Annotated in this window: 14 protein-coding genes; 6 read left to right on the top strand and 8 right to left on the bottom strand. The window is 70.4% G+C overall.

From position 1 onward, the window contains the following. Positions 1 to 43 precede the first annotated feature (43 nt). Together IEZ08_RS07770 and IEZ08_RS07765 are read right to left on the bottom strand one after the other, a co-directional pair. Positions 44 to 1,543 (bottom strand): ATP-binding protein, encoded by a 1,500-nt coding sequence (locus tag IEZ08_RS07770; RefSeq protein ID WP_229802978.1) that lies wholly within the window; start codon positions 1,541 to 1,543, stop codon positions 44 to 46. Between the two features lie 152 nt (positions 1,544 to 1,695). Beyond that, complete coding sequence (locus tag IEZ08_RS07765) at positions 1,696 to 2,478, bottom strand: hypothetical protein (protein WP_189241915.1); 783 nt, start codon at positions 2,476 to 2,478, stop codon at positions 1,696 to 1,698. 393 nt (positions 2,479 to 2,871) lie between these two features. Between IEZ08_RS07765 and IEZ08_RS07760 the strand changes: the two genes are divergently transcribed. From IEZ08_RS07760 to IEZ08_RS07750, 3 genes are all read left to right on the top strand, one after another. After that, a complete protein-coding gene (locus tag IEZ08_RS07760) occupies positions 2,872 to 3,801 on the top strand; it encodes an RpnC/YadD family protein (RefSeq protein WP_141704233.1) in 930 nt (309 codons plus the stop codon). Between the two features lie 159 nt (positions 3,802 to 3,960). Further along, the gene (locus tag IEZ08_RS07755; protein WP_189241914.1) at positions 3,961 to 4,254 is read left to right on the top strand and encodes a hypothetical protein; all 294 of its coding nucleotides are present in this window, start codon (positions 3,961 to 3,963) and stop codon (positions 4,252 to 4,254) included. 346 nt (positions 4,255 to 4,600) lie between these two features. Next, complete coding sequence (locus IEZ08_RS07750) at positions 4,601 to 6,235, top strand: glycosyl hydrolase family 18 protein (protein ID WP_229802977.1); 1,635 nt, start codon at positions 4,601 to 4,603, stop codon at positions 6,233 to 6,235. Positions 6,236 to 6,343: 108 nt separating this feature from the next. Here IEZ08_RS07750 and IEZ08_RS07745 read toward each other — a convergent pair whose 3' ends face one another. Continuing rightward, a complete protein-coding gene (locus tag IEZ08_RS07745; RefSeq protein ID WP_229802976.1) occupies positions 6,344 to 7,063 on the bottom strand; it encodes a B3/B4 domain-containing protein in 720 nt (239 codons plus the stop codon). 257 nt (positions 7,064 to 7,320) lie between these two features. On the opposite strand from IEZ08_RS07745, the gene IEZ08_RS07740 reads away from it, so the two are divergent. From IEZ08_RS07740 to IEZ08_RS07730, 3 genes are all read left to right on the top strand, one after another. Continuing rightward, the gene (locus IEZ08_RS07740; RefSeq protein ID WP_189241913.1) at positions 7,321 to 9,363 is read left to right on the top strand and encodes a S8 family peptidase; all 2,043 of its coding nucleotides are present in this window, start codon (positions 7,321 to 7,323) and stop codon (positions 9,361 to 9,363) included. A gap of 29 nt (positions 9,364 to 9,392) precedes the next feature. After that, positions 9,393 to 11,093, top strand: a complete 1,701-nt coding sequence (locus IEZ08_RS07735; protein ID WP_068926686.1) for a S49 family peptidase — start codon at positions 9,393 to 9,395, stop codon at positions 11,091 to 11,093. A 145-nt stretch (positions 11,094 to 11,238) separates the two neighbouring features. Further along, positions 11,239 to 13,329, top strand: a complete 2,091-nt coding sequence (locus IEZ08_RS07730; RefSeq protein ID WP_068926688.1) for a protein kinase domain-containing protein — start codon at positions 11,239 to 11,241, stop codon at positions 13,327 to 13,329. On the opposite strand, the gene IEZ08_RS07725 is transcribed toward IEZ08_RS07730, so the two are convergent. From IEZ08_RS07725 to IEZ08_RS07705, 5 genes are all read right to left on the bottom strand, one after another. Then, positions 13,311 to 13,790, bottom strand: coding sequence for a flavin reductase family protein (locus IEZ08_RS07725; RefSeq protein ID WP_068926690.1), 480 nt, complete (start codon positions 13,788 to 13,790; stop codon positions 13,311 to 13,313). The genes IEZ08_RS07730 and IEZ08_RS07725 overlap by 19 nt on opposite strands. A 241-nt stretch (positions 13,791 to 14,031) precedes the next feature. After that, a complete protein-coding gene (locus IEZ08_RS07720; RefSeq protein ID WP_068926692.1) occupies positions 14,032 to 14,949 on the bottom strand; it encodes an ABC transporter substrate-binding protein in 918 nt (305 codons plus the stop codon). Positions 14,950 to 14,986: 37 nt separating this feature from the next. Next, the gene (locus IEZ08_RS07715) at positions 14,987 to 15,658 is read right to left on the bottom strand and encodes an ABC transporter permease (protein ID WP_068926694.1); all 672 of its coding nucleotides are present in this window, start codon (positions 15,656 to 15,658) and stop codon (positions 14,987 to 14,989) included. Continuing rightward, on the bottom strand, positions 15,655 to 16,425 hold the full coding sequence (locus tag IEZ08_RS07710) for an ABC transporter permease (RefSeq protein WP_084780674.1): 771 nt from the start codon (positions 16,423 to 16,425) through the stop codon (positions 15,655 to 15,657). Before IEZ08_RS07710 ends, IEZ08_RS07715 begins: the two co-directional genes overlap by 4 nt. Beyond that, positions 16,418 to 17,524, bottom strand: coding sequence for an ABC transporter ATP-binding protein (locus IEZ08_RS07705; protein WP_068926696.1), 1,107 nt, complete (start codon positions 17,522 to 17,524; stop codon positions 16,418 to 16,420). Before IEZ08_RS07705 ends, IEZ08_RS07710 begins: the two co-directional genes overlap by 8 nt. Positions 17,525 to 17,709 lie beyond the last annotated feature (185 nt).

Below are 17,709 nucleotides of genomic sequence, written 5' to 3'. Positions count from 1 at the left end.
CTCACAACAGAGATCCGCAGGGGACCGAGGTCTCACCGGGCCGTCAGCGGGTCCAGTAGAGATCGTCCAGGCCGATCAGGCGGAGGCGACCGTCCCTGGCGGCCTCGGCTCGCAGGTCCTCGGTGAAACCCGTACCGCTGTAGCAGGCCAGGACCGTTTCCCGCGTGTCGTAACCCTTGGCGGCGAGCAGGTCGCGCGCTCTCCCCAGGCGTTCGACGTGGCGGCCGTTCATGATCTCGCCCCACTTGGCCTCGCCCAACGACAGGACCCGCCGGGAGCGGCCCGGTTCCTGCGCGGCCAGGACCACCACGTCGATCTCGATCTGGGTGCGGTTGGCCGGGTCGCCGATCACTCCGGAGCCGACCTCGGAGGGGAAGCCGCCGTACAGACTCTCGTCCGCCTCGCGGGCGAAGTCCCGGCACAGCGCCTCGAAGTGCGGGCCGACCACCTGGGACAGGAAGGCCGGGCGGGATGACCGCCAGACGCTCTCCGCCCGGTAGATTTCCAGCTCGGACCAGCGCCGCCGCATGACCGCCCCGTAGAATGTGATCAGCGGCTCGACGATGCGGTATTGCGCGCGGCCGGAGCGGAACAGATCGGATTCCCGGACTATCAGGCCGCAGTCCTCCAGCACGTTGAGCGGGTGGGTCAGTTGGTCGGACCGGCGGCCGATGTAGTTGGCGATCCCGCCGTTGGTCGTGCAGCCACTGGCGATGGCGGCCAGCACCGAGTGGTAGAGGGCCGGGTCGCGGATGTCGGATTCTTCCGCCAGGAGATACCGTGCCTCGCGGAAGAGCGGTTTCTGCGGGTTGAGGACCGTCCGGACCACCCAGGCATCGAAGTCGTCCAGATCCGCCGGCGCGTCACCCTGGGTGAACTCGTGCCGGTAGGCGGGGGTGCCCCCGACGATCGCATGGACCAGGACCGCCAGCCGCGGGTCCGAGATGCCCCAGAACTCGGCGGCGTCCCGATAGCGGAAGGGGTGGATGACGAGTTCGAGCCCCGCCCGTCCCCGCAGGGGCGCCTGACCCGCCAGAAGACTGCCCATCACGGACATGGCCGACCCGCAGAGCAGGAGGCGCAGGTCACTCTCTCTGCCGCTGCCGCCCGGCCCCAGTTCCCGCTGGATGATGGACGGCAGGCTGGGCGTGACCCGGGACAGGAAGGGGAATCCGTCGATGACCACGGGGACCGGCCGCCCACGGAAGCTTCGGAACATGGAGCTGATCGCGTCGTTCCAGTCCCGGAAGGGATGCTCCGGTATCTCTCGTGTGTGCCGAGTGAGAGCCTCCGTGAACAGCCGGAGCGATTCCGCCTCGGTGGCCTCCGTGGCGGCGAAGTACATCCCGTCCGTCTCCTCGGCCAGGGCCTGGAGCAGAAAGCTCTTTCCCTGTCTGCGCCGCCCGCTGATCACGCCGAGGGAGGCGCCTGCGGGAGTCTCCGCAGAGGGCGCGGAAGCGAAGGAGGCGAGCCCCTGCCACTCCCGCACCCGGCCGAAGATCCGCTCAGGCTTGCGCACCGTCAGCTTCTCCTCAAGGTGCAAGTCACAGAATCGTACTTCCCAGAAGTATAGTTCTGTGACTTGCACCTTGAGGAGCGGTCACGGCCAGACGGCGACTGCGTCAAGGTGGCCGAACTCGCCCCACCACCCCCGCCCCGCGAGGGAAGCCCGGTCGCCGTTCCGGTCACTCCGCTTCAGAGGCGCGCCACATCATCGGCGGGAGGCGGCACGACGTCGACCTTGGCGCCCCAGCCGCTCAGGCGCACATCGACGACATACGAGATGCGGATGTCGCCACTCCTGGAGAACGGCTCGCCCCACGTCCCCCAGGCCCTGCGCACCAGCTGGTCCCCACCGAGCCAGAGCTTCCAGGAGACGGCGGCCTTCGCCTCCGTTTTGGAGGGCTTCTCGTCGCGTCCGAAGGGGAAGCCGGCAGAGCCCGCCCTGTAGAGCTCGCCGAGGGTGATCGTGCCCTGGTAGAGCGTGGTTCGGGTGCCGTCGTAGACGCCCGCGGGACGCTTGACCCGGGCGGTGGCCAGCACCGCCTTCAGCATGGCCGGGTCCGAGAGCTCAATCCAGTCGGCGTCCAGCCGGGGCCGTATCTCCTTGTTCTCCTGGAGACGCCAGCTCTTCCCCTGGAACGAGGCGCCGTCCTGGACATAGCCGCGCCCCGGGAAGGTGAGATGCCGAACAGAGCCCGCTATGCCTGTGAAGTCGGAGCGATGCGTCATATCGGTGGCCGTGACCTTTCCATCACCGAACTCGGCGACGCCCGCGACCCGGATATCCGCTTTCTCCCCATTCTTTGTGGCGGTGAAGGTCTTCGCCATCTTCACTCCCCGGCCCTCGACAAGCTGCCGCCTGAGCGCGTCGACCGGGCCGGCCGGAGCCGGTTCCGCGCTCGCGGAGGCACCGGACCCGGCAACCGCGACCGGAACGGCCAGCACGACGACCAGTACGGCGATCCAGCGCTTCATCCGAGACGTCCTCCCGCTCACGCCGCTCACCCCCCGCCATCCCGGCCCGAGGTACGGCGTCTCCTAAGAAGATCATGACGCCCGTCGCCTGACCCGTCCACACCTCCCCGCGCGTCGGTGCAAGCATTATCGGGTCCCAGGCCCCACCTCGCCCCGACCGAGTCACAGATCTTCCTGTCCAGGATGCCGGATTCGGCACAGCGTGGCCTATCGCGGTCGATTACCCCGCGATCCGGGCCGGTTACACGCCATGCGCGACCAACCCTTCGCGTGCCAGGGGCGATATAGAACGGTGTACGCCCGAGAGCGGCAGCCCAGAACAGCAGGGCTTCATGGCCATCAGTTCTCGAAAACGCGATCGCTTTGAGTGATTGATATGTCACAATGAGCGACGTGCCTTCCCCTCGACACGACTCCCTCATCCAGCTCTTCCGCGGTCGTCCCGAACTGGCCGTGGAGCTCCTACGCGACCTGCTCGGCCGGGACTTGCCCGCCACATCGCTGATCCGGCCGGAGAACACCACCTTCAACACCCGGCCCTCCGACGACATCGAGGCCGATCTGGTGCTGGTGCTGGGCCCGCCCCAGGCACCGGCGCACGCCATCGTCGTCGAGATCCAGCAGGACAAGTCCAAAGACCCCCGCCAGCTGGCCCGCTACGCCGTCGCTCTCTGGCTGCAGTCGCGCTGTGACGTCACCGTCCTGGTCGTCTGCCCCGACACCACCACCGCCGCCTACTACGCGAAGCCCATCGACTTCGGGCTGACCGGTTGTCGGCTGCAGGCGCACGTGCTGGGCCCGGATGACATCCCGGTCATCACCGACGCGCAGCAGGCCGCCGCCCAGCCGGAGCTGGCCACTCTGGCGGTGATGATGCATGGCCGCCGCGAGCGCAAGGTGGTGGAGGCCTTCACCGCGGCGCTGGCGGACCTGCCTGGCGAACACGCTCCGAAGTACTATGAATACGCATTCAGCATGGCCGCGCCCGAGGTACGAATCCTCCTGGAGGAGATCATGACGTCCACCACCTGGCCCGTCTACAGCCCCTTCGCCCGCGAGCACTACGGCCGCGGCGTGGAAGAAGGCAAGACCGTCGGCAGAGCGGAAGGCAAGGCGGAAGGCAAGGCGGAAGGCCGGGCCGAGGAAGCGGCCCGGATGGTGCTGGTGGTGCTGGAGGCCCGGGGCCTGGCAGTGCCCGAGGAGATGCGGACCAGGATCACCGCCTGCACCGACCTCGCGCAACTGGAGGCTTGGGCGAGCCGCGCGGTGACCGCCCCGACCGTGCACGACCTGTTCGGCGAGACAGGCGAAGGGAACCACTGACGAACCTCCACCGTGAACATGGCACGAGGAATCCACAGACACCGATCGTGCCCGGGCGGGACCGCTCGAATGGGATCCGATCAGGCTGGTGATCAGCGGCCCCGCCCTTCTCGGTGAACCTGGCAAAGGGTTCTCGTTGACGAGAACCAGGCAGGGTCGATGAACCGGCCCACTACCCGGCCCGCCATGCGCAAGAAGCGGTCGAGCATCTCGGCTTCACTCATCTCACCGCGGAGTTCCAGCCTGCTCGTATACGCCTCGAACTCGGGGACCTCCATTCACCCTCCGGGAGAAGAGGGAGGAACCCCTCTCCGAGCCAAGATCAAGGGCACGACCACGCTCAAGAGCGCCATCGGCACCGCGGAGCGGCACCGGCTCAACCCGAAGGCCACCTCCGCCCAGCTGCTCAAGGCCGCCGTCTACCTGAACAAGAACGTCAACCGGGCGAAGTAGCGGACAGGACACAGGAAACGGTTCGCCGGAACCCGTACCGAACCGCAGGAAGGCGCGGGCCGCAAGGCCTTTCGCATCCGGGCCGGTCACGCCATGCGTGACCGGCTTTCTTGCATGCTCGGCCCCCGCCCGGCCCTTGGTACAGCCCTCGGTACGGCCCCCGCCTGGCCTTCGGTACGGCCCTCGTTCCGCCCGCCTCCCGGTGAACCTTAAATCCTCCTTATAGCCGCCTTATCGCCCTCAACGGGTGTTGACCATCGCGGGAACGCCGACCTACCCTCCCTTAATTAATAGGAAACTTTCCTATGAATACGGGGGCCAGTACCTCTCTTATCTGGAGCGACTCTTGCGACGCATCACCCTGGGCACCCTCCTCGCGGCATCAGCTCTGTTAGTCCCCCTGGGCGTCAGCGCAGCGAACGCCGCCACTCCCGCCACCGCCACCTACGCGACGTCCTCCGACTGGGGCTCCGGTTTCCAGGGACAGGTGACCGTCAAGGCCGGCAGCGAAGCGCTGAAGAGCTGGAAGGTCGAGTTCGACCTCCCCGCGGGCACCTCCCTGTCCTCCTCGTGGGACGCCGACATGACCAAGAGCGGCAACCACTACACCTTCGTCAACAAGTCGTGGAACGGCGCCTTGGCCGCCGGCGCCTCGGTCAGCTTCGGCTTCGTCGGCGCGCCGGGCGGGCTGAAGAACCTGACGAACTGCACGCTCAACGGCGCCCCCTGCTCCGGTACGGGCGGCAACCCCAGCCCGACGCCCACCACCACGGCCACGCCGACGCCGACGCCGACCGCCACGGTCACGCCCACCCCCACCACGACGCCGACGCCCACCCCCACCACGACCACCCAGCCCGACCCCTCGGGTAAGAAGGTCGTCGGCTACTTCACCAACTGGGGCGTCTACGGCCGTAACTTCCACGTGAAGAACCTGGTCACCAACGGCTCCGCGTCGAAGCTGACCCACATCCTGTACGCCTTCGGCAACACCACCGGCGGCAAGTGCACCATCGGCGACGCCTACGCCGACTACGACAAGGCCTACACCGCCGACCAGAGCGTCGACGGCGTCGCCGACACCTGGGACCAGCCGCTGCGCGGCAACTTCAACCAGCTGCGCAAGCTGAAGAAGGCCTACCCGCACATCAAGGTCATCTGGTCCTTCGGCGGCTGGACCTGGTCCGGCGGCTTCACCCAGGCGGCGGCCAACCCGGCGGCGTTCGCGCAGTCCTGCTACGACCTCGTCGAGGACCCGCGCTGGGCCGACGTGTTCGACGGCATCGACATCGACTGGGAGTACCCCAACGCCTGCGGCCTCACCTGCGACACCAGCGGCCCGGCCGCCTTCAAGAACCTGATCTCCGCGCTGCGGACCAAGTTCGGCTCGAGCGCTCTGATCACCGCGGCGATCACCGCCGACGGCACCGACGGCGGCAAGATCGACGCCGCCGACTACGCCGGCGCGATCTCGAACCTCAACTGGCTCATGCCGATGACCTACGACTACTTCGGCGCCTGGGACGCGAAGGGCCCGACCGCTCCGCACTCGGCCCTGACCTCCTACAGCGGGATCCCGAAGGCCGGCTTCTACTCCGACGCCGCCATCCAGAAGCTGAAGAGCAAGGGCGTCCCGGCGAGCAAGCTGCTGCTGGGCATCGGTTTCTACGGCCGCGGCTGGACCGGCGTGACCCAGTCGACCCCGGGCGGCACCGCCACCGGCGCGGCCCCCGGCACCTACGAGGCCGGCATCGAGGACTACAAGGTCCTCAAGACCAAGTGCCCCGCCACCGGCACCGTCGGCGGCACGGCCTACGCCTTCTGCAACGGCCAGTGGTGGAGCTACGACACCCCGGCCACCATCACCAGCAAGATGACCTACGCCAAGAACCAGGGTCTGGGCGGCGCCTTCTTCTGGGAGACCAGCGGTGACACGGCCAACGGTGAACTGATCACCGCCATGTCCAACGGACTCAAGTAATATTTCCGTCACTCGGCCCTCCGTGCGCGTCACGCCGCGGGGGGCCGAGCCATGTCGCGAGGGGGCACCGGTTACCGGCCCCCGAGCCGCGACGCGTCAGCGTCGCCATCAACAGGTGAACTCCACGCGTGGCGAGGAGCGGGTCGGGATCGCGGTCTCCGGCGATACCCGCCAGACGTCGCCCAGCGCGTCCGCGATCGCGGCCACGAGTTCCGGGACGTCCTCGGACGCCGAGTCGTGCATCGCCTCGGTGACGATCAGGACCGACGCCGTCGTGTCCCGGACGGACGAGTGGCCGCTCTGCCGGTTCGTCCACCGCCGGGCGTGGGCCCGTCCCGCGGCGTCGGTGAAGATCACTTCTCGCGCGTCGGGATGCTCCGTCTCGCCGGAGAAGGCGAGGTAGTCCTCATCCCCGTTCGCGTGCCGTACCTCCAGCCCTCCGGAGATCATGGCGGTGTCGAACACCGCCACCGGGATCGCGAAGGCGAGCGAGATCGCGTTGCAGAGGTCGACCAGGGGGTGGATCCGCGGGAGGACCCGTTCCTTCCGGAAGCGCCGCAGCAGGGACTCCGACGCGCACCGGTACTGGGTGGGCTTGAGCCCCATCCTGGAGAAGGTGCGCCGCCATGCCTGGATCTCGGGGAACTCCGCCTCCGTACCCGCCGCGAGCCGTGCCTCGGCGACGGCGGTGAACTTCTCGATCAGGGGTTCGGCCGGACCGTCGGGGGTGATCCCGGTGACGGTGACCGTACCGGCGACGAGCTCCGGATACTCCGACCAGATCGCGTCCGAGTGCCGGAAGTGCATGAGGCGTGTTGCTGAGGTCATGCGTTCACCCTGCCGTCACGGCGCTCCGGTGGACAGGGCCAATGGCGACGGCCACGACAGGTCCATCCGGGCGGGGACCCATGGCGTACGGGGGCCCATGGCGTACGGGACCCGCGGGGTTCCGGCGAAAGGCCCGCGGCGGTCGGGTGAAATCTGAACATCTCCTGAGAAGATCCACGCAATAGGGACGAAGGTATTCACCACGAGGGATCAACTACCTAGACTCCGAATCGCCCGTTTCATCCCCCGGAGGACGTGTGCGACTTCGAGCCCTCGTGGCCACGGCGATCGTGCTCACCATCATCCCGGCCGCGCCCGCACTCGCCGAGAACGCGCCCGCGCCGCCCCCGGCGGTCGCCGAGAGCCCGGTGGCCGCCGAGAATCCGGCTCCCGCCGAGAGCCCTGCCGCGTCAGCACCGGTCACGCCGTCCCCGGTCCCGTCCCCTGAGGGCGGTCCCGCCCCGGACGCCGGAGACCCGTCTCCCCCGGCACCCGCGCCGAAGCTCGAAGAGGGGCTCGCCGCCGACGAGGACGGGGCTCGGGTCATCGTCGAGGTGACCGCTCCCGCCGAGGCCGCTCCGGTGGCGGACCAGGCGCAGGCGCTGCCCGGCGCCGAGGTCGTCCTCCAGCCGCCGGACACCTCCTTCATCGTGGTCGAGGCCACCGGTGAGTCCCTGGCCGTGCTGGCCGAGGATCCCCGGGTGGTGTCGGTACGGCGGGACCGCACCTACTCCCCCTCCGCCCTGGCCCCGAACCTGCAGGTGATCGGGGCGGAGGCCGTCCACAACGCGAACGTCCGGGGCGACGGCCAGACGATCGCGATCGTCGACACCGGGATCGACGCCGACCACCCGGCCTTCGGCGGCAAGGTCGTGGGCCAGGCGTGCTTCTCCACGGCGGACGGCACCTCGCAGACCCTCTGCCCCAACGGGCAGACGACCGACCCCGCCTCCGCCGACGCCGAGACGGCCGCGTGCGTGCACGACGGCGTCAACCTCTGCGACCACGGCACCCACGTGGCGGGGATCGCCCACGCCGTCGCCCCCGCCGCCGACATCGTGGCCGTGCAGGTCTTCAGCCGGGACAACGACTGCTACGGCGACGGCAGCGGTGAGGTCTGCCTGACCGCCTACGAGTCCTCGATCCTGCTCGCCCTCGACCACGTCGCCAAGCTGAAGGACAGCACCCCCGGCCTCGTCGCGGTGAACCTCAGCCTCGGTACCTTCCCCTTCGAGGGATCGTGCGACAACGTCACCGGGCTTGAGGCGATGCGGGGGAAGGTCGAGGCCCTGCGCGCCAAGGGCGTGGCGGTCGTCGCCGCCGCCGGGAACGACGGCACGCCGGGCGCCGGAGCGCCCGGATGCTTCTCCGCCGCGGTGACCGTGGGCGCGACCGGAAACGACGACCACGTCGCCGACTGGTCCAACCACGGCTCCACGCTCGACCTGTTCGCTCCCGGCGTCGAGATCGACTCCGCGGTGCCGGGCGGCGGCACCCAGGTCTACAGCGGGACCTCCATGGCCACCCCGCACGTCGCCGGCGCGTTCGCCCTGATGGCGCAGAAGGAGACCGACGACGCCCCGGACGCGCTCCTCGGCAGGCTCAGGACCGCGGGCCGCCCGATCGTCTACGGCGGGGTGACCGTCCCCCGCCTCGACCTGGGCGTCGCGATCCTCGGCGGCACCCCCCAGCCTCCCGTCACCCAGGAACCCGTGCCCGACGGTCCCGGTGACGACCCGTCCGATACCCCGACACCGGACCCCACTTCCGGGCCGGAGCCGGAGCCCGTACCCGACGACACCCCGGACCCGGCCCCCGTCCCGCTGCCGACGGTGACCGTGACCGTGACCGTGACCGCCACGCCCCCTGCCGCGGCTCCGGCGGTGTGCACCCGGGGCAAGGGGAGGACGACCCTGACCGCCGCCCAGTGGGCCGTGGAGATGCACAAACGCACCGGCAAGCTCTCCGACGAGACCCTGGACTGCTACCTGCGCCTGGCCGCCAAGGCCAGTGCGGTCTTCCCGGAGATCACGCGCGCCTCCACCCCCGGTACGGCCCACCGGGTGCTCAAGCCCTCGGGGAAGACCGCCCGGACCGCGAAGGCCACGTTCGACCGCGAGTTGCTGGCCGCCTGGCTGAACTGGGCGCACGGCGCGGTGAACCTCACCGCGAAGGCCGGCGGGACGAGCACGGTCAAGGCCGCCCTCGCCTCCGCCGAGAAGCGGCGCCTGGCGGCCCTGTCCCTGTCCAAGGCGGCCTCGGCCCTGCGAAAGCAGGTGAACACCCGCCGCCCCGCATGAGCCGCGAACGTGTCGCTTAGGGTGAAGTCATGGACGCGACCAAGGTGATCATCGACACTGTCGACCGGATCCGGCAGCGGCGGACCGCCCCGCTGATCCTTGAGCTCGACCTCAGCGAGGGACTGACCGACGCGCCACCGGCCGATCCGCTCAGCGCGCTCACGTCCATGCGCAAGGCCCGCCTGACCGACGTGCTGTCCGGGCTCAAGCGCGCCCGGCAGGACAGCCGGGTCAAGGCGCTGATCGTCAGGATCGGCACGAACCCGCTGGGCCTGGCCATGGTGCAGGAGCTGCGTCAGGCGGTCATCAGGTTCCGGGCGGCGGGCAAGCTCACGGTGGTGTACGCCGAGACGTTCGGCGAGTTCGGCACGGGCACCGTCCCCTACTACCTGGCCAGCGCCTTCGAGCGCGTCTACCTCCAGCCCTCGGGCGACGTCGGGCTGACCGGCGTCTCGCTGGAGCAGCGCTTCGTCCGGGGCGCGCTCGGCAAGCTCGGCGTGGAGTACGAGCTGGCCCAGCGCCACGAGTACAAGACCGCCGCGAACATGTTCACCCAGGACCGCATGACCGAGCCGCACCGCGAGTCGGTGACCCGCCTGGCCGCCTCCGTCACCGAGCAGATCGTCGCGGGCATCGCCGACGGGCGCGGGCTCGACCCGGCCAAGGTCCGCGAGCTCGTCGACCAGGGCCCGTTCATCGGGACCGAGGCGGTCGACGCGGGCCTGGTCGACAAGCTGGCCTACCGCGACGAGGTCTACGAGGAGACCAGGCGCTCCGCCGGCGACGACGCCATGCTGCTCTACGTCGCCCGCTACCACCGCCACCGCGTCGCCAGGAAGCTCCCGCACCCCGGCGAGCAGGTCGTGGCGCTGGTCCAGGGCAGCGGCCCGATCAAGCTCGGCCGGAGCGGCCGCAGCCCGCTCGGCGGCGGCGGCGCGATGGGCTCCGACACGATCTGCGCCGCCCTGCGCGCGGCCCGCCGCGACGACCACGTCAAGGCGATCGTCTTCCGGGTGGACAGCCCCGGCGGCTCCTACATCGCCTCCGACTCCATCTGGCGCGAGGTCGTGCTCACCCGTGAGGCGGGCAAGCCGGTGATCGTCTCGATGGGCGACGTGGCCGCCTCCGGCGGGTACTTCGTCTCGATGGCCGCGGATGTGATCATCGCCCAGCCGGGCACGCTCACCGGCTCCATCGGCGTGTTCGGCGGCAAGCCCGTCATCGGCGAGCTGCTGGACAAGATCGGTGTGACCTCGGAGACGGTGAGCGAGGGCGCCAACGCCGCGATGTTCTCGACCGCGCACGGCTTCTCCGAGTCCCAGTGGGCGCGGGTCAACGCCTGGCTGGACCGGATCTACGACGACTTCGTCGGCAAGGCGGCCCAGGGCCGCGGGCTGACCCGCGAGCGCGCCCACGAGCTGGCCCGAGGCCGCGTCTGGACCGGCGCCGACGCCCGCGACGGCGGGCTGGTGGACGAGGTCGGCGGGCTGGAGGACGCCCTCGATCTGGCCCGCAAGCGGGCCGGGCTCCCGGTCGACGCCCCGATCCGGACCTACCCCAAGCTGCACCCGCTGGAGCGGCTGCGCCCGCCGGAGTCCAGCGAGGACCGCGCCGCCGCGCTGGCCCGGGTCCGCGTCGAGGCCTGGGGCCCGATCGCCGCCCTCGCCGGCGAACTCGGCCTGTCGCCGTACGGCCCGCTGATCCTGCCCGGCACCTGGCGGATCGGCTAGCACGGCCCGCCCGCCCCTCCGGCCGGTCGTACGGCGGGCCGGAGGGACGGACCCCGCAGGCCGGGATCCCAGGCCTTCCGGCACAAGTGATCTATCCCGTAGTGTTCGGGTTCGATCACGTGTGCACACGACAGGGGGAGTGCCGATGACGGATCACCGCGCCCTGTCCCCGGAAGATCCTGAGCAGGTGGGCGACTACCGGATCGCCTCCGTGCTGGGCCGGGGCGGCCAGGGAATCGTCTACCTGGGCCTGACGCCGTCCGGCGGCCGCGTCGCGGTCAAGGTCCTCCATGCTCATCTGGTCGGGGACGAGCAGGCCCGCAGGCGTTTCCTGAGAGAGGTCGACGCCGCCCGGGCCGTCGAGGAGTTCTGCACCGCCCGGGTGCTGGACACCGGACTGATCGGCACGCGCCCGTACGTGGTCAGCGAGTACGTCGACGGTGAGTCCCTGCAGGACCTGATCCGCCGCGACGGGCCGCGCGACCCCGGCGGCCTGCACCGGCTGGCCATCGGCACCGTCGCCGCGCTGGCCGCCGTGCACCGGGCGGGCATCGTGCACCGGGACTTCAAGCCCACCAACGTGCTGCTGTCCATCGACGGCCCCCGGGTCATCGACTTCGGCATCGCCAGGGCCCTGGACGCCACCGCCACCATGACCAGCGGGGTCGTCGGCACCCCCGCCTACATGTCCCCTGAGCAGATCTCCGGTGAGCCCGCCGGGCCGGCCTCGGACGTCTTCTCCTGGGCGCTGACGATGGTCTACGCCGCGACCGGGAAGGCCGCCTTCGGCAGCGACAGCGTTCCGTCGGTGATGAACCGCATCCTGAACCACGAACCCGACCTGTCCGCCCTGCCCGAGCCGCTGCGCGGCATCGCCGCCCGCTGCCTGGCCAAGCAGCCGGAGCGGCGGCCGTCAGCGGCCGAGGTGCTCCGGGACCTGACCGGCCAAGGCCGGGCGGGCCGGGAGGACCCGGCTGGATTCGCAAGAACGGGCTCCGTCGCGAGTCCCGTCCCGGGTTCCGTGGCCGGTGCCGCTCCGGCCTCGCCGACCCTGGTCGAGCCGGTCCTGCCCACGCGATCCGCTTCCGCCGTCCCCCGGCCCGGACAGGCACCGCCGCAGGCCGTATCCGGCGGCTGGACGTCGGCCGCCGGCCTCGCCCATCCGGCGAGCCCTTTCGGCAGGGCCATGACAGTGATGCTCCGGCTGTGCATGCTCGCCGGTGCTCTGGCGGGCGTCCTCTTCATCGTGAACCTCAATTACCCCGTCTTCACGGGATCCCTCGGCTACTCCATCGTCACCGCGGTGTGGTGCCTGGCCTTTCTGTCGGTGACGTTCGCGGCCTGGGCGGCGCCCAGCGGGCCGAGGCGCGCGCTGGAGAGCATGGCGTTGACCGCCGGGATCGCGACGGCGGTGTCGGTCCTGCTGAATTGGCTCCTGCCGTCAGACGGGTCGGTCCCATGGCTCGCATGGGTAACCCGAATCACCCTGACCGTATGGTTCCTCCTCCTCGCGGGCGTCTTCTGGCGGAGATCGAGGGGGGCATACGTGCTCGGTCTCGCCACGATCGCCTTCTACGTCCTGAGCGCCATAGCCGTCGTCGTAGATGGTACGGAGCTGAGGCCCGACTCGCCCGAACAGCTCTTCCTGATCATCCACAGAGAGCTCAGCGTCTTGTGGCTCGCCTGGCTCGCGGTCTTCTTCCGGTCCCTCTTCTCCACCGACGACGGCCGGATCCGGAAGAACGGCCACGCGGTGGGCGACCCGCTGCCGGGCGGCTCGGCTCGGCCGGCGGGCTGGGGCGCGCGGGCCGGAGCGTTCGTCGTCGACGGTCTTTTCCCCTGCGTCCCGGTGCTCGTCCTCTCCCTGCAGCCCATGCGCTTCCGTTCCCCCGACCTCACCTTCCCGATCCTGAGCCTCGTCGTGATTGTGCTGATGGGGCTCCTGATCAGGATTGAGGAAGGCGCCCACGGTCAGACACCGGGCAAGCGGGTCGCGGGAATCTGGCTGGTCCAGGAGGAGAGCGGCCTGTTCGTCGGCGCCGGTACGGCCATGGCCCGGTCGTTCTGCCACATCGTCGACGCCCTCCCCCTCGGCATCGGTTACCTGTTCCCGCTATGGGACCCCAAGGGACAGACCTTCGCCGACAAGATCACCGGCACCCTGGTCGTCACGCCGGTCGCCACCGGGGCCGCGCGACCGCCGGCGGGCGTCCGGGCTCAGCCGATGGGGCGGTAGCGGCCGCGGAGCCGTACCAGCGGGGAGGCCGCGGAGTCGACGTAGCCGACGGCCAGGACCCGGGCGAGGTAGAGGGTGTGGTCCCCGGCGGGGACGACCTGGGTGGTCTCGGCCTCCAGGGCGGTGACGCCCTTCTCCACGATCAGCGCCTGGCTCAGGTCGCCCCGGTGGTGCGGGGTCCCGGCGAGCAGGAGTCGGGCGCCGGGACGGCCGGGGGTGGCGAAGCGGCTGGCGATCGCCTTCTGCTCCGCGGACAGCACGCTCACCGCCCAGCGGTCGTGGCGGAGCAGCAGCTCGTTGAGGTAGCCGCCGCCGGCCAGGCTGACCATCACCAGGGGCGGCTCCAGGGAGACGGAGGTGAAGGTGGTCACGGTCGTGCCCACGTCGTCGCGGCCGTCCCGCACCGTCACGACCGAGACCGCCCCGGCGACCTGCGCCATCGCCTCGGTGAACTCACTCATCCCGCCCTCCGCACCTCACGCCGCAACCCTACGGGTTCTCCGCCGGGCCCGAATCCACCCCCACCGCGTCTTCGGAGGTTTGAGGGAGCCTGGACAGGTCAGAGGGACCTCCGGTGGCATGGGATGAGGAAGGGCCCCGTGGGGACGGGGCCCTTCCGCGCTTCCTGGGCTTCCTGGGCTTCCTGGGCTTCCTGAGCTTCTCGGGTTTCCGGGGCTTCCCGGGCGGCACGACCGTCCCGGACTACAGCAGGCCGTTCTGCGTCAGCCAGTCCTTGGCCACCGCGTCGGGGTTCTCCTTGTCGATCGCGACGCGCTTCATCAGTGCGACGAGGCCGGCGGTGTCGAGCTTGGCGGAGACCGCGTTCAGGGTGGTGCGGACGGTGTCGTTGACGCCGGCCTTGTTCACCAGCGGCGTGATGTTCTCGGCCGCGAAGGCGTTCTTGTTGTCCTGGAGGGAGACCAGGTCGTTGACGACGATCTTGGGGTCGGTGGTGAAGACGTTGCCGACCTGGACGGTGCCGTCCTTGATGGCGTCGGCGGTGGCGGCGCCGGTCTTCTTCCACTCCTTGAACTCCAGGCCGTAGGTGTCCTTGAAGTTCTGCTCCTGGCGGCTCTGGAACTCCGGCGGGCCGCCCACCACGTAGTTCTTCGCGACCTTGGCCAGGTCCTCGATCGTGGTCAGCCCGTCCTTCTCGGCGGTGGCCTTGGTGACGGTCAGCGAGTTGTTGTCCTCGGCCGCCGCGGGCTCCAGGATCTCCAGCTCGGCCGGGAGCTTCTCCTTGAGCGCGGCGACGACGTCGTCCTTGCTCTTGGCCGTGGCCTCCTTGTCGACGTAGGCCAGCAGCGAGCCGACGTACTCGGGCAGGATCGTCAGGCCGCCGCTCTTGATCTGGTCGTAGAGGACCTCGCGGCTGCCGACGTTGAGCTTCTCCTCGACCTGCACGCCCTTGGCGGCCAGAGCCTGGGAGTAGATCTCGGCCAGCAGGACGTTCTCCGGGAAGTCGGCCGAGCCGATGACGACCTTCCCCCCGGCCGCGGGTGCGGAGCCGGAGCCCGCCGGGGCGGGCGAGGCGCTGGTGAGCGGATCGCCGCCGCCGCACGCGCCGAGAGTGAGCATCGCGGACAACACGACGGCCGCGGTGCCGAACAAGCGCTTCATCACAATTTCCCTTCTAAACCGGGGGGTATTTGTTAGATTAGCGGGTCTTCTGGCGCCCGCTCACCCCCGGGGAGACGCAGACACGCTGGATCAGGGTGAACAACCCCTGGACCGCCAGGGCCAGCAGCGCCACGAGGACGGCGCCGCCCACCGTGAGCGGGTACTTCTGGGTCGCCAGACCGTCGATGATGTAGCGGCCCAGACCGCCCAGGCCCACGTAGGCGGCCACGGTCGCGGTCGCCACCACCTGGATCGCGGCGGTCCGCAGGCCCAGCAGGATCAGCGGGAGCGCGACCGGCACCAGCACCCGGCCGAGGACCTGGCCGCCGCGCAGGCCCATGCCGTACGCCGCGTCGCGCAGGTCCGGGTCCACGCCCCGGATGCCCTCGTAGGTGTTGACCAGGATCGGCGGTACGGCCAGCGCCACCAGCGGGATCAGCACCGGCGCGTCCGATCCGACGCCCATCAGCAGCACGATGAGGACGAGCAGGCCCAGCGTCGGCAGGGCGCGTGCCGCGTTGGCGCTCAGCACCACCGCCAGCGCGCCCCGGCCGGTGTGCCCGATCCACAACCCGAGCGGCACCGCGATCAGCGCGGCGATCAGCAGCGAGAGCCCGGTGTACTGCAGGTGCTCGGCGAAGCGGAGCGGGATGCCGTCCGGACCGGACCAGTTGGCCGGGTCCCCGAAGAAGTCGATCAGGAAGTTCACGCGGCGTCCCCCCGCCCCGGCCCCGCCACCGACTGCCCCGCCAGCTGCCCCGCCGACTGCGCCGCCGGTCGCGCCGTCGCGCGGGCCGCCCCCTGCGTCACCCTCCGGGTCGCCGTCCGCGCCACCGACCACGGGGTCAGCCACCGCTGGATCAGGACCAGCAGCAGATCGGCGATCACCGCCAGAAGCACGATCAGGACGATTCCCACCACGATCGGGGTGGGGAACTGCCGCTGCCAGCCGTCGGTGAACAGGTGGCCGAGCCCGCCCCGGCCGACCAGCGCGCCCACGCTCACCAGGCTGACGCTGGAGACCGTCGCCACCCGCAGCCCGGCGAGCACGACCGGCACCGCGATCGGCAGCTCGACCGCGAGCAGCCGCCGCGCCGGGGTGAAGCCCATGGCCACCGCCGACTGCCGGACGTGCTCGGGGACGGAGTCGAGCCCGTCCACCACGGCCGGGAGCAGCACGGCCAGCGCGTAGAAGGCGAGCGGCACCATGACGGTCGTCCGGGTGGCCAGGCCGGTGATAGGGAGCAGCACGATGAAGACGGCCAGCGAGGGCAGCGAGTAGACCACGTTCACCACGCCGGCCGTGGGCTGGTAGAGCCAGCGCCAGCGGACCGCCGCCAGCCCGAGAGGGAGCGCGACCAGCAGCCCGACGAGGACCGGTACCAGCGCCATGATGATGTTGTCGGCGACCAGCTCACGGATCAACGGCCCGTTGTTCCCGATCCACTCCCAGCGGATCAGCGGTTCCTCACCCACGCGCGTCCTCCGCGATCCGGGTCAGCGCCTCGCCCAGCGCCTCGCGGGTCACCACGCCCTCGACCCGGCCGGAGCCGTCCACCGCGAGCGCGTTCCCCGACGGGGACAGCAGCGTCGCGTCCAGCGCGGCGCGCAACGAGTCACGGCCTCTCACGAACGTCCCGTACGGCGCCGCGGGCACCTCGGCCAGCGTGCCGCCGGAGTCCGGCAGGTCCTTCGGGGCGATCCAGCCCAGCGGCCCGCCCTCGGCGTCCACCACGGCCAGCCAGGCCTCCGCCGTACCGCGCACCGAGGAGACGTCGGCGGAGACCGGCACGACCAGGTCGGTGCGCAGGCTCAGGCCGTCGGCGGGGATGAACGACAGCCGCCGGATGCCCCGGTCGCGGCCGAGGAACTCGCGGACGAAGTCGTCGGCGGGCTCGGCCAGCAGCTCCGCCGGAGCGGCGAGCTGCGCCAGGCGCCCGCCGACCCGGAGCACGGCCACCCGGTCGCCCAGCTTGACGGCCTCGTCGATGTCGTGGGTGACGAACACGATGGTCTTGTTGAGCTCGGCCTGCAGCCGGAGCAGCTCGTCCTGGAGGCTCGCGCGCACGATCGGGTCCACCGCGCTGAACGGCTCGTCCATCAGCAGCACCGGCGGGTCCGCCGCGAGCGCGCGCGCCACGCCGACGCGCTGCTGCTGGCCGCCGGAGAGCTGGAAGGGATAGCGCCCGGCGAGCCCGGGGTCGAGCCCCACCAGCTCCAGCAGGTCCATGGCCCGGGACCGCGCCTTCTTCCGGTCCCAGCCGAGCAGGTAGGGCACCGTCGCCACGTTGTCGACGATCTTGCGGTGCGGGAAGAGACCGGCCTGCTGGATGACGTAGCCGATGCCGCGCCGCAGGGTGGGCGGGTCGACGGTCGTCACGTCCGCCCCGTCGAGCAGGATGCGCCCGGCCGACGGGTCGATCATCCGGTTGATCATCCGGAGCGATGTGGTCTTACCGCAACCCGACGGTCCCACCAGGACGGTGATCTCCCCGGTCGGCGCCTCCAGGCTGAGTTCGTCCACGGCGACGGTCCCGTCCGGGTACCGCTTGGTGACACCGTCAAATGTGATCATGCGTACCCCTGGTCTCCCGGCGGAGCCGCGGCCCCCTGCCCCGACTGCCCCACGATCCGCCGCGGATCAGCCTACGGCGGCGGCTTCCGTCTCGTCCCGTCTCCCCCAGTCAAACGTGTTCTACATCAAATAGGTATCCAATAATGCGAAGGGTCTCGCTGACTTGGCATCATTGCCCATATCGT

This window comes from Planobispora rosea, assembly GCF_014648175.1.
Lineage (GTDB): Bacteria > Actinomycetota > Actinomycetes > Streptosporangiales > Streptosporangiaceae > Planobispora > Planobispora rosea.
The sequence above is the reverse complement of the archived record's forward strand: the minus strand, read 5'-3'. Positions and strand labels throughout refer to the sequence as shown.